The sequence below is a fragment of the Mesorhizobium sp. M7A.F.Ca.US.008.03.1.1 genome (assembly GCF_003997495.1).
In the GTDB taxonomy this organism is placed as follows: domain Bacteria; phylum Pseudomonadota; class Alphaproteobacteria; order Rhizobiales; family Rhizobiaceae; genus Mesorhizobium.
Genome location: NZ_RZRU01000001.1, coordinates 216,549 through 229,381, shown reverse-complemented (window position 1 = coordinate 229,381; position 12,833 = coordinate 216,549). Strand labels below are relative to the sequence as shown.

Genomic DNA, 12,833 nt, shown 5'->3' with positions numbered 1-12,833 from the left:
GGATGTACATCAGTCTGCAAATCAACAATGTCGACGCCTTGCCTCCGGGCATCCCGACCGGTTACGCGGCGCAGGATCGCAGCTTCGAGATCGGACGCGATGCTTGCGACTGGATCTTACCGGACCCCGACAAGTTCATCTCGGGCCGGCATTGCGAAATCCGCTACGAGGCAGGCGCGTTCTGGCTGCACGACGTCTCACGCAACGGAACCTACATCAACGGTTCAAGCCAGCGCATGACCGGCCCGCATCAGATGGTCAACGGCGACCGGATGCTGATCGGCCGCTATGTCATCTTCGTGTCGATCGTCGAGGAGCGCGCCGCGACGGGTCATCCTAGCCACGGTTCGATGAAGCGGGAAATGCCGCTCGCGGCAGGCCGCTCGCTGGAATTCGGAGATGGGAGGTTTTTCGATCCCACGGAGCAACGGTCCGGGCAGCGCGTTGCGGCGTCGACGTTCCCGTCGCAACCGCCCCTGCCCTCGACCAGGGACGAAGTGCTGAGCGAAATCGCGACCGGAGCCGGCATTTCGCCGGAATTGCTGCAATCGCGCGACCCGCATGAAGTTGCCGCCGAAATCGGTGCGGTGCTGCGAATGGTGGTCGAGGAACTGACCTTGCTGCTGAAGGCACGCGCGGCGGCGAAGATGCTGGCCAAGAGCACACCGCGAACGATGATCAGTGCCGCCGACAACAATCCGCTGAAGTTCGTTCCGGGAACCGACGACATCCTCGAAATCATGTTCGCACGGCGCCGAGCCGGCTATCTCGATGCCAAGCGTAGCATCGAAGATGCCTTCCGCGATCTCAAGACGCACGAATTCGCCACCTATGCCGCCATGCAGGCCGCGCTGTCGCGGCTGCTTGACGACCTGTCTCCCGAAGCGATCGGAAGAAAGCTTCCGCCGACGTCGTTCTCGTCGAAAAAGAGCCAGGCCTGGGACGCTTTTGTCGCGACCTGGCGAACCATGGAGGAAGCACACGAGAACGGCATGTTGGACATATTCCTGGCCTATTTCAGCGAAGCCTATGCCAAGGCCGACAAGCAGAAATAGGCGCTTCAGGGAGCCGCGGCGCTGCCGCCGACGAAGACAACCTCTTCGGTGCGCGGCATCCGGTTCCAATCGAGAGTTTCTGAGATTACGATCGCATACGACAATTCGCTAAGCGGGTAAGGCTGATCGACCTGGGGGTCGCGACAATGTCATCTTACGGCGAGATAGCACGATGTAGCCGACCTTCCTGCGGGCACTGCCCTGGCCCGCAAGGCTCGCGTTTGCTTTACCTGACCGCGAACGGCTTTGCGCCTGTCCGGCGAGAATGCGGGCGCCGCGCGCGGACGGACGATCGGCGATGAGCTCGAAGGACGATCCTTTCGGCCCGGCGGGCAAGACCGTCATTCGCGCCACGCCACCGCGTGAGCGAAAGCCAGCGCCGGTCCCTCCGGAGCCCGCCGGGGATGACGGACAACCATCGCATATCAAGGAATCGACTGTGTTCGATCCCGGCGTCGGCCGGCATACCCCGCCGGGCTGGACGTCCGGGACCGTGATTTATCAGGGAACTCCGTCGGTGGCGGCAGGAAGCGGTGCTTCCCTAGCGGCGCCGACGTCGGCTCTGCGGCAGGAGACCCTGCTCAACGTCACCGACAGTGTCCGATATTCCGCGGCAAACCCGATCCTTGCCGCGGCCGCACCGTTGCTGATGCTGTTCGGCCAACTCAGGCTTATCTCCGTCGAGAGACGAGCGGAACCGTTGGCCGAACATATCACCGAGGCGATCGATAGATTCGACAGGGCATTGGAGAAAGCACGCGTTGCCGAAGAGGATGCGCGGATTGCGAAATTTGCCCTGTGCGAAACAGCCGACGATCTCATCGACAACCTGCCCTGGCCACGCAAGGACGCCTGGGCGCAGCACAGCATGCTGTCGCAGTTCTTCCACGTCGAGCCCACCGGCACGGGCTTTTTCGAAGCGCTGAACAAGATCCTGGCCAGCCCGGAGGCGCATTGCGATCTGCTCGAACTGATGCATGTCTGCCTGTCGCTGGGGTTCGAGGGCCAGTATCGCGGCCTGACACGCGACGACACCAATCTCGAACGCGTCCGGCGCGACGTCTACGAAACGCTTCGCTATTTTAAGCCTCGCGCGGACGAGGACATCTCGCCTCGCTGGCGCGGCCTGGCGGCAACGATGACTCAATCGTCGACACGCCTGCCAATCTGGGCCGTTGCGGCAGCGGCGTCAGCACTGCTGACTGCGGCGTTCTTCGCGCTGCGGGTCTCCATTACCAATGAAGGCGACGCCGCCGCCGGTGAATTGCTGGCACTCAACCCATCGACTCCGATCGCCATCGAGCGCGCCAGCGTGGCGCCGTTGGCTGAGCCGGTGAAAGTCTCCGCACCCGTAGCCGCGACCACACAGATCGACCGCATCCGCTCGGCACTGGCCAAGGAAGTCGAAGCCGGCGGGCTGACCATCGGCACGAAGGGCGACTTCATCGTCGTGGAAATCAACAATCTCCTACTGTTCCAGTCCGGCCGAGCCGATGCGAAACCGGAGTTCCAGCCCATAGCCGCTGATATCGCAGCCGCCCTGGAACCCGAGCGCGGGCCAATCAGGATCGTTGGCCATACGGACAATGTGAAGCCGCGAAAATCGAGCCCGTTCAAGTCCAACTTCGACCTATCCGTGGCCAGGGCGAAGGCCGTCGAAACGATGATGGCGCCAAAGTTCAGCGATCCCTCGCGACTGACCGTCGACGGCAAGGGCGAGGACGAGCCGATCGCCGACAATGCAACACCGGAAGGCCGCGCCACGAACCGCCGTGTCGATGTGATGATCGCCAAGGAGGAAACATTGTGAGCACGGCCGGTTGGAAGCGCCGATGACGCGTTGGCTGCTGCGGATCTTCAGCATGATCGCGCTGGCCGGTTTTTCGGCGGCAGTGTGGTTTGCCGGACCATTGATCCGCTTTTCCGATAGCCGTCCTCTCGGGCCTGTCTGGCTTCGTGCGGCAATCATTGGCGTGATCGTGGCGGCCGTAGCGCTCTTCTACGGATTGCGTTTCTGGCGGATGCGCAAGGCGCAAAAGGCGCTGGAGACGGCCGCTGCCCGCAACGACGACAGGGATGCCGACTCGCAGGTGCTCGAGGCGCGCATGAACGAGGCGATCGCCGCGCTTAAACGATCGAGCGGCAAGCGCAATTTCCTCTATGACGTCCCCTGGTACATCATCATCGGGCCGCCCGGCGCAGGCAAGACAACGGCACTGGTCAATTCCGGCCTGAATTTCCCACTGGCCGTTTCGGGTGATGCCCAGCCGGTCGCCGGTGTTGGCGGAACACGCGCCTGCGACTGGTGGTTCACCGACCAGGCCGTGCTGATCGACACCGCCGGACGCTACACGACGCAGGATTCCAACGCCCAGAGCGACAGCAAGAGCTGGCTCGCCTTCCTGTCGCTGCTCAAGAAATACCGCACACGGCAACCGATAAACGGCGTCATCCTGGCGATCAGCCTTGCCGATCTCATCGGCCTCGACGATCAGCAGCTTGACGCTCATGTCGTCGAGATACGCAGTCGTCTGCGGGAAATCCACGAGACGCTGAAAATCCAGTTTCCGGTGTATTTGCTGTTCACCAAGGCCGATCTTGTTGTCGGCTTCATGGACTATTTCGGCGGTTTCGACGAGACGCGCAGGCGCAAGGTCTGGGGCGCGACATTCCAGACCAGCGATCGCACGAAGAACATGGCCGCCGAGGCGCCGGCCGAATTCGATGCACTGGCAAGACGTCTGGTCGAGGAGATGCCTGATCGACTTCAGGAAGAGGCTGACCCGGTCGCGCGGATATCCGTCTTTGGCTTCCCGGCGCAGTTTGGCGCGATGAAGGGCCGAATTGCGAATTTTATCGCCGGCCTGTTCGATCCGGGCCGCAGTCAGGTGAATGCCAGCCTGCGGGGGCTCTATTTCTCGTCAGGCACACAAGAGGGAACGCCCATCGATCAGGTGTTGGGCGCGATCGGCCGCACCTTCGGCAGCAATTCCTGCTCCCATCTGTCGGGAACCGGCAAAAGCTTCTTTTTGCATGATCTGCTGACAAGCGTCATTTTCGCTGAATCCGGATGGGTCTCGTACGACAAATCGGCGGCAAGGCGGGCAGCGATCGCCAGATTTGCCGGGCTTAGCGCCATCACGTTGATCGCCGCGGCGGCCCTCGGCACCCTGGCCCTGAGCTTCACTGCCAACAGGTCGCTGATCGCCTCCACCACGCAAGCCATGGGCCAGTATCGCACGACGGCGGATGCGCTGCTCAAAAGCACCAAGGTTACCGATGTGGACCTCGAAAACGTCATCGGTCCGCTCGACCAGCTGCGTGATCTGCCGGCCGGGTTCGAAACCGGGGCCGCGCCGACACCGATCGGGGAGACGTTTGGCCTCAGCCAGCGGGAGAGACTGCTTTCGGCCTCGAGGACCGCCTACCGGCAAGCGCTGGAGCGCATGTTCCGATCGCGCCTGCTGATCCAGGCCGAGCGGACGATCCAGACCAAGATGGCCGATCCCGCCGCGCTCTACGAGCCGTTGAAAATCTATCTGATGCTTGGCGGCAAGGCGCCGAAGGTCGACGATGCGTTGATCGTTTCCTGGATGAAGCAGGATTGGGAACAAAACCGCTATCCAGGCGAAAACAACCGCGAGGGACGCGAGCAACTCGAAAAGCACCTGCGCGCCATGCTTGCCCTGGACGACGCCTATGATCCGGTTTTCGAACTGAACCAGCCGCTCGTCGAGGCGGCCCAGCGCTCGCTCGGGCGCATGAGCCTTGCCGACCGCGCCTCCGCCTTGATCAAGTCGGCGGTATATTCGGCAGCGCTGGACGATTTCTCCGTTTCCGTGAAGGGCGGACCGGAAACGCCGCTGGTATTCGAGCGTGTCGATGGCGGCGACCTGTCGGGCCTTCGTGTTCCAGGCCTCTATACCTATGCCGGCTTCAACCGTTTCTATCTCGGACAGCTCTCGCGCATTGCGCAGATGCTCGTCGACGACCAGTGGGTGCTTGGCGGCGGCGGCGAACAGGGCGGCATCGATCAGGAGTTGCTTAAGCTCGGCCCCGAGCTCCTCGATCGCTACGGCAAGGAGTTCGCAACCGCGTGGAACAGCGTTCTTGATGGGTTGAAATTCAAAGCGATGCTGAAGGACAAGCCGCACTATATCGCGGTTTCCGCCGTCGCATCGCCAACCTCGCCAATCGAACAGCTGTTTACGGCGATCACCGCCGAAACTGCCCTTACGCGGGGCGCTGCTTCTGGCAAGGAGCCAGCCACCGGGGTTGAAGCCGACACGGTTCAAGGCCAGTCGCAAGACGCCACCAAGATGGCCGGGGGTCTGGCTCGGATCGGCATACAAATAGCTACCGGAAAATCGCAAAGCCGTGCCGGCCCGGGATCCGCGGCGGCGCAAAACCAGAGCCCCGGGGGCAACATCGAAGCTCAGTACAGGTCGTTCCAGACCTTGGTGAGCGGTCCTGCCGGGCGCCGCCCGATCGATGCCTTGACCCAGAATTTCCGCGACATCTACAAGAGCCTGCAACTGGCGACCGACGTGCCGTCGCAGACGGAGCGCGTCAACGCCAATCTGCAGCTGCAGATCGCCACACTTCGTGCCAATTCCTCGCGCCTGCCCAAGCCACTCGCCAGAATGGTCAATGCGACGGCGGACGAATTCGAAGGCAACGTCGCCGAGACTTCGGTGGCGAATTTGAACCAGCTGCTCGACCAGGCGGTCACGGCGCCTTGCGAGGCGGCCGTCAACGGCCGTTATCCTTTCGCCGGCAATGGCACCGAGGATGTGGCGATGGCGGATTTCGCGAAACTGTTCGCACCGGGCGGGCTGCTGGACCGGTTCTTTGCGCAAAACCTCGCATCGCTGATCGACATGAGTGGCCAGGACTGGAGCTGGAAACAGGATGCGCGCTTCGGCCGCGACCTGTCGAAATCGACGCTGAAAAGCTTCCAGCAGGCGGCCGAAATCCGCAGCGCTTTCTTTCCCCAAGGCGGTTCGACGCCCTCGGCCAGCATCACCTTCACGCCGTTCTCACTGCATGGCGATGCCGATGCGGCGGTGCTCGATGTCGACGGCCAGGCCGTGCAGAGCAACCAGGCGGGCAGCACGCCGAGCACCGTGACCTGGCCGAGCGGAGCGGCCAGTGGATCCGCCAGTCTCAGCCTGACGCCGGAGATGCCAGGCCGCGAATCCACCATCAAGTTTGAAGGGCCGTGGGCGCTGAAGCGGCTAATGGACAAGGCGACCATCACCGGCACCGACGACAATGTCCAAGCGCGCTTCGTGATCGGCGGGCGCGACGTCAGCTATACGATCCAGGCCGGCTCCGGCCCCAACCCGTTCCTGCTTCCGGCACTTTCCGGATTCAGCTGTCCGAAGGCGTTTTGAGATGGGCTTCGAACTTTTCAATGCGGTGACTCCCTTCGGGAGCCTCAGGCGCCCGGACCTTAATTTCGATACTTTAATGGCCGAGCCTGTGGCAGACTGGTGTGAGCGGGCGCCCGGGAGTGCGCCTCAGAGGACGCGTGAGACGCGTTTGGTGGCAAGGTGAGCGATGTCGCCCTTCCCTTTGATAGTTTCGGCGTGAGCCACAAGGGCTGTGTCCGCGAACACAATGAGGACAATTACCTGCTTGAGCCGCGAACCGGCCTTTGGGTGGTGGCGGACGGAATGGGCGGGCATGAGGCCGGAGAGGTCGCCTCGGCCAGCATTGTCGACCACCTGGCCACGATCGGCATCGCAAGCTCAGCTCCGGACCTGCGGGCGCGTTTCGAGGACAGGCTGAGCCGGGCCAATGCCGAAATCCGCAGCATATCGGAATCGCGCGGCATCACGATCGGCTCCACGATCGCGGCCCTGTTGGCGATGGACGGACGGTTTGCCTGCCTGTGGGCGGGCGACAGCCGAGTCTATCTGATCCGCAACGCCGCGATCTCGCAGATTTCGAAGGACCACACCGAAGTGCAGGAGCTGCTGGATCGAGGCATGATCAGCGCGGCCGAGGCGCTCACCTGGCCACGCCGCAATGTCATCACGCATGCGGTCGGCGTCAGCGATGACTTCGTCATCGACTTCCAGCAGGGCGAACTGATGCCGGGGGACATTTTCGTGCTCGCCACCGATGGGCTGACGGCACATGTGACTGATGCGGAGATCGAGGCCGCGGTGGTGTCGGCAACGCCTCAGGCGGCCTGCGAATATCTTTTGCAAACGGTGCTGACGCGGGGCGGAACGGACAATGTCACCATTGTACTGGTGAAGATCGGAACCGGGCGCAATGGACAATCGCTCCACCCTGATCTGTCCAGAGCGGAGGGCAGAGGCCGATGAGCGCCGACGACAAGACGCGAATATCGCCGCAGGTGGCCAACACCGCGGTCGGCACGCAGCTCAGCGGCATCTACGAACTTGACGAGCGGATCGCATTTGGCGGCATGGGCGAGGTCTATCGCGGCCACAACATCCAGACCGGCGACCACGTCGCGATCAAGATCGTGCTGCCCGAGTTTGCCCGTGACCAGACGATCCTGTCCTTGTTCCGCAAGGAGGCCTCGATCCTCAATCACCTGTCGCATGACGCGGTCGTGCGCTACCACGTCTTCACCATAGATCCCGGCATCGGCCGTCCCTACCTCGCCATGGAATTCGTCGACGGCGAGTCGCTGTTCGACATCATGCGGCGTGGGCCGATGCCGACGGAAGAGGTGCGCAAGCTGTGTCATCGCCTCGCATCCGGCCTGGCCGCTGTGCATCAGGCTGGAGCAATCCATCGCGATCTTTCGCCCGACAACATCATCCTGCCGGGGGGCCGGGTGGACCGCGCAAAGATCATCGATTTCGGCATCGCGCGATCGGCGACGGTGGGCGGGGAGACGCTGATCGGCGGAAAGTTCGCGGGAAAATACAACTACGTTTCACCCGAACAGCTCGGGCTGTACAGCGGCGACGTCAGCGAGCAGTCCGACATCTACAGCCTTGGGCTGGTGCTGGCTGCCGCCCTGCGCGGCAAGCCGATCGACATGAGCGGATCACAGTACGAGATCATCGAAAAGCGTCGAACCGTTCCTGATCTCTCAGACATCGACGACGATTTTCGCGGCATTGTCGAAGCCATGCTGCAGCCGGATCCGCAAGACCGGCCGGTCAGCATGGCTGACATCGCCAGGATGACGCGCGGCGAAGACGAAGCGACAACACCGCCCCCATCCAGGACACCCCGCGACCGGCCGGCTTTGCCACCAGCCGAGCAAACCCTTGCTCCTGATCCCAAGCCCCAGCCATCCAATGTCGCGGGGCACAACGCGCCGGCGGCAACGGGCCCGGGCGAGCAGGGCTTCGTTCCGCATGTCCGGCCAGCGCATTTGTCCAAACCGTTGCCTCAGGCCGTCCCCAGCCCGCCGCGCACGGGCACGAGCAATGTCCCCGGAAAATCCACGAAGACCCGAACCATCGCGATCGCTGCACTGGCGGCGCTGGCAGTCGCCTCAGGTGCGGGCCTGTATCTGAGCGGCTTCATGACGCCTGCGACGCCGACTCCCGGCAAGGCATTGCTTTCCGCACCCGAGCCATCAAAGCCTGCACCGGAAACGTCAAAGCCGACCCCCACGGACAAAGTCGCGAACGCTCCTGAGCCAGCAAAGCCAGTTCCGCCTGCGCAGCCAGAGGCCAGCTTACCGCCGGCTGAGAACCAGCCGGATGCGGCTGCGGCTCAAAAGCCGCAGCCGGCCAAGCCGGCCGAACTCCCTTCGCAGACCGAGGAACCCGCGAAGCCGCCGGCAACAGAAGCGCAACCGCAAACAGAAGCGAGCCTGCCGCCAGCTGGAAGCCAGGCAGATGCCAAGGCCGTGCAAACGCCGGAGCCGGCGAAGCCCACCGTCCCCACGCAAGCCGAGGAACCCCCGAAATCATCGGCAACGGACGCGCAGCAGCCGTCCGAAAAGACATCGCCGGCCCAGCCGGCGGTTGTGGAGAGCCAAAAGCCCGAACCGCGGATCAGCCAGCCGGCGGTGCCCAAGGTGGTCGCGCCGGCGGCCGAACCCACTGCAAGCCAGACGGATGCCGCGAACGCCGAGAGCCAACAGGCGGTGTCACCCGCAACCAAGCAGCCGGACCAACCTGTCGTCGCGTTGAACGTACCCAAACCAGCGGTTCCCCCGGCCGTCGACGACATCGCGCAGCGCGTCTCCTGGGTTCGCGACTTCGGCGGCGGCGACTGTTTCTATGCGACCATGAATTCGTCAACCGACACGGCCGCCGCGATCGAAGGCTTTGGAACGGCGGTCCAGCCATTCGAACGGATGCTGGGCGATTTCCAGGCAAAATTCCATGTCGAGCCGGACATCAGCGTCCGTCTCATTGAGCCGAGCCAATGCGAGGTCACCAATTTTCTGCGCTTTCTGGGGCAGACTGGCGCCGACAAGCCGCAGCTTGTTCTCGACCGGACATCGGTGCCGAACGGTACGCCGATCAGCGGCACGCTGGTGACGCGCGGCGGGCTCATTTCCAGCATGCTGCTGATCGATCACAAGGGCATGGTGTTCAATCTCGACGACCGCATCGTCGCCCAATCGGACAAGGCTACCTTCAGCATTCCGATTGGACTCGGCGCCGCCGACAAGGCCGCGGGAAAGGCAGTGCCGCAGATCATCATGGTTATAACGGGACCCCAGGATATTGAGGCTGCCGCAGTCTCCACGCCGACGCCAGCCTCGGTGCTGCTGCCCAAAATTCTCGAGGAAATCGAGACCGACGGGTCTCAGTTCTCAGCCACTGCCAAGTATTTCCGGCTCGGCGGATAGCATGGGCGCCCGATGGAACGCTGCTCGTGTTTGCCCCACTCGTCCGCCGACCTGCCCATAGAGCAGCGTGATTTTGTTCGAGCCTTGCTCGCCTTGATGGGCCGCATGAAGCTTGCGGTCATCTCGAGCGCCGTCCTGCTGGCCGTGCTCTCATGCGGCGAAGCACGCGCCGAATTCACGGTCTGCAACCAGACGCTCGACGTCGTCAATCTCGCGGTCGGGCAGAAGATCGACAATGCGGACCAGACCGACGGCTGGTGGACCATCGGTGCAAATCAATGCGTGAACGTCATCCGCGAGGAGCTGACGAACCGCTACATCTACATCTATGCCACCGATGTGTTTGGCCACGCGATCCTCAGCGGATCGACCGAAATGTGTATCGAGCGGCGACGGTTCTCGATCCGCGGCATCGACGAATGCTGGCAGCGCGGCCATATCGCGGCGCAATTTTTAGAGGTGGATACACTCGAACAGGTGCGCTGGACGTTCTTCCTGACCGGAAGCAGCCCGTGACGCACAGTATCGACACGAGCTTCAAGCAGAAGAAGCAGGCGCGCCTTGCGCTTCGCAGGCGCAAGCTCTGGCGCCGGCTGCTTGCAGGCCTTGCCGCGACTGTCGTGCTGTCGATCGCCGTGGGCTTCTACCGCACCTACGACTATTGGTCGTTCGGCGACGAAGACGAAGACCTTCACGCGGTCGAAGGGGTGGACGATGTGCCGGCCGACGCATCGGTCTATGTGCCTGCCATCATCGACCTTGCCGGAGATCCGATGTGGATCACCCTTGCCCCCGACGCCGACACCACGTCGAAAGGCCATGCGATCGCGAGGCCGGCGGAGCTGGATCAGGCTGGTGTGTCCCCACAGATCGAAATCCTGTCGGATGTGATGCTCAGCGCCAGCGAAAAATTCATGACGACGATACCGTCGACACAGGAGGACTTCGCATTCTTCCAGGCGCAGCGGCAGACCGCCCCGCCGCCGTCCAACGATCTGCAGGACGATCTTCAGCCACCGACGGGAGACCTGCAGAACGATCTACAGGCCCCGCCTGCCCCCAACGAGGCTCCGGCTGCCGCGGGACAGCAGACGAGGACCGACGATCCCGAAGCCGGCTGGGGTGAAACAATCGATGCCGGCGAGGCAGCCCTCCCCGCATTCCAGAAGACGCAGATCGAAAACAACACGAGTGTCGCAACCGTCGCGAACGAATATCAGCGGTTCGAGGCGACCGAAGACACGTTCGTGAAAATCCTCAATGACCGCAGCCTGGACAGCGTTGCGCTCGATGCCCATTTCTCCGCCGAGGACGCCAGGCTGGCGGGCGAAGCGCTGAAGGCACTTTTCAACCGGGAAGGCCTGGAACCCGGTGATGTCGTCGCCATGCGTGGCTTCAGGCCGACGCGTGAGACGACGACAATGTCACTCATGCAGGTGTCGATCTACGCCAAGAACGTCTTTGTCGGCACGCTGACGCGCAACGCCGCGGGCGCCTTCGTATCGGGTGTCGATCCCTGGGTCCGCGAGGATCTGTTCAACTATTCGGGCGCACCGGAGGAAGGCACGCACAAGCGGCAATATCGCCTGCTCGACGCAATCTATTCGACGGCGGCGCGCAACAAAGTTCCGACCGGGGTGATCGGCGAAGCGATCATGTACCTGTCGAGAGGACAGGACCTGGACGCCTTTGCCAGCGAGGACCAGCGCCTTGTCCTGATCTATTCGCAAACACCGCGCGGCAAGAGCGAGACCGACGGACGCGTGCTGTATGTCGGTGTGCAAGGTACTGAAAAGAGCCTCGAATGCTTTGTCTTCCAGCAGAGTGACAGTCAGTTTGCATGCGTTACCGGCGACGATCAGGTTCGGTCGCTGACGGTCACCAACGGCATGGTCACGCCGGTCAACGGGGTCATGACGTCCACCTTCGGCCCACGCAAACATCCAATTCTGGGCGTTGTTCGCATCCACAAGGGCGTTGATTGGGCGGCCCCCGTGGGTACGCCGATCGCAGCCGCCTTCGACGGCGAGATCACCTTCCAGGGCGACGGCGGCGGTTACGGCAACCTGGTCAAGATTGCGCATGCCAACGGACGCGAGACGCGCTACGCGCATATGCAGAAATTCGCAATCGCAAGCGGTATCGGCACCAAGGTGAAGGCCGGTGACATCATTGGCTATATCGGCACCACCGGCTTGTCGACCGGACCGCATCTGCATTTCGAACTCTATCAGAATGGCGAGGCGATCGATCCGCTGGGGGCGGTGACCACGGTCGCCAGCTATGATACCGGCAATTCTGGCAATTCCGGCGATGTCGCCGTCGAAACGCTGACCGACCGTATCGTTCATGTCGAAAGCGGCGGCAGCGCCCGCGCCAAAAACCCAAACTCTTCAGCGACCGGCGCCGGCCAGTTCATAACCAAGACCTGGATCCGGATGATGACCACCTATCGCCCTGAACTTGCACGAACGCTGTCGACCGCCGACCTGCTTGCCCTACGCTACGACGCCACGATCTCGCGCGAGATGGTGCGAAATCTGGCGCGGGAAGGCGAAGCCTATCTTCGGGCACGCGGCCATCAAATCACGGCCGGTCGGCTCTATCTCTGCCATTTCCTGGGCATGGAAGGCGCGCATCAGGTGCTGGCGGCGTCGGGTTCGGCGCAATTGAGCGCCGTGCTCGGCTCCGCCGTCATTCAAGCCAACCCCTTCCTCACAGGCAAGACCGCCGGCTATGTCGTGGATTGGGCGGAAAGGAAAATGGGCCAGAAGGTTGTTCGAGTAGCGACCGACGCCAGCCAGCAGACAACGAGCACGACGGAAATCCGTCAGACATCGCCAGAGTTCGAAAAATACAAACAAGCCGTCACGGCCGTCATTGGCTCGATCCAGAGCACCCTTTGAACCTGCCCCGCGGTTCATGAGTTTCGCGGCCGGAACATTGGTGTTCCTGCCGCAAAGTGTTACTAT

Annotated in this window: 7 protein-coding genes; all 7 read left to right on the top strand. The window is 62.6% G+C overall.

What is annotated here, in order from left to right; genetic code table 11:
- The first annotated feature begins 2 nt into the window (after window positions 1–2).
- Window positions 3–1,055, top strand: coding sequence for a type VI secretion system-associated FHA domain protein TagH (tagH, locus tag EOA16_RS01020; protein ID WP_127254917.1), 1,053 nt, complete (start codon window positions 3–5; stop codon window positions 1,053–1,055).
- A gap of 298 nt (window positions 1,056–1,353) precedes the next feature.
- The gene (tssL, locus tag EOA16_RS01015; protein WP_127254915.1) at window positions 1,354–2,865 is read left to right on the top strand and encodes a type VI secretion system protein TssL, long form; all 1,512 of its coding nucleotides are present in this window, start codon (window positions 1,354–1,356) and stop codon (window positions 2,863–2,865) included.
- Window positions 2,866–2,887: 22 nt separating this feature from the next.
- Complete coding sequence (tssM, locus tag EOA16_RS01010) at window positions 2,888–6,451, top strand: type VI secretion system membrane subunit TssM (RefSeq protein ID WP_127254914.1); 3,564 nt, start codon at window positions 2,888–2,890, stop codon at window positions 6,449–6,451.
- Between the two features lie 159 nt (window positions 6,452–6,610).
- A complete protein-coding gene (locus tag EOA16_RS01005; RefSeq protein ID WP_127254912.1) occupies window positions 6,611–7,393 on the top strand; it encodes a protein phosphatase 2C domain-containing protein in 783 nt (260 codons plus the stop codon).
- Complete coding sequence (locus EOA16_RS01000; RefSeq protein WP_127254910.1) at window positions 7,390–9,861, top strand: serine/threonine-protein kinase; 2,472 nt, start codon at window positions 7,390–7,392, stop codon at window positions 9,859–9,861. The genes EOA16_RS01005 and EOA16_RS01000 overlap by 4 nt, the downstream gene beginning before the upstream one ends.
- Before the next feature lie 105 nt (window positions 9,862–9,966).
- Window positions 9,967–10,377, top strand: a complete 411-nt coding sequence (locus tag EOA16_RS00995; RefSeq protein WP_164754079.1) for a DUF1036 domain-containing protein — start codon at window positions 9,967–9,969, stop codon at window positions 10,375–10,377.
- Window positions 10,374–12,767, top strand: a complete 2,394-nt coding sequence (locus tag EOA16_RS00990) for a M23 family metallopeptidase (RefSeq protein ID WP_127254908.1) — start codon at window positions 10,374–10,376, stop codon at window positions 12,765–12,767. Before EOA16_RS00995 ends, EOA16_RS00990 begins: the two co-directional genes overlap by 4 nt.
- Window positions 12,768–12,833 lie beyond the last annotated feature (66 nt).

Excerpts from the sequence above, each read along its gene's own strand:
- EOA16_RS00995 (WP_164754079.1), top strand. The coding sequence starts at position 9,967 with ATGAAGCTTGCGGTCATCTCGAGCGCCGTCCTGCTGGCCGTGCTCTCA.
- EOA16_RS01000 (WP_127254910.1), top strand. The coding sequence starts at position 7,390 with ATGAGCGCCGACGACAAGACGCGAATATCGCCGCAGGTGGCCAACACC.
- tssM (WP_127254914.1), top strand. The coding sequence starts at position 2,888 with ATGACGCGTTGGCTGCTGCGGATCTTCAGCATGATCGCGCTGGCCGGT.
- tssL (WP_127254915.1), top strand. The coding sequence starts at position 1,354 with ATGAGCTCGAAGGACGATCCTTTCGGCCCGGCGGGCAAGACCGTCATT.
- tagH (WP_127254917.1), top strand. The coding sequence starts at position 3 with ATGTACATCAGTCTGCAAATCAACAATGTCGACGCCTTGCCTCCGGGC.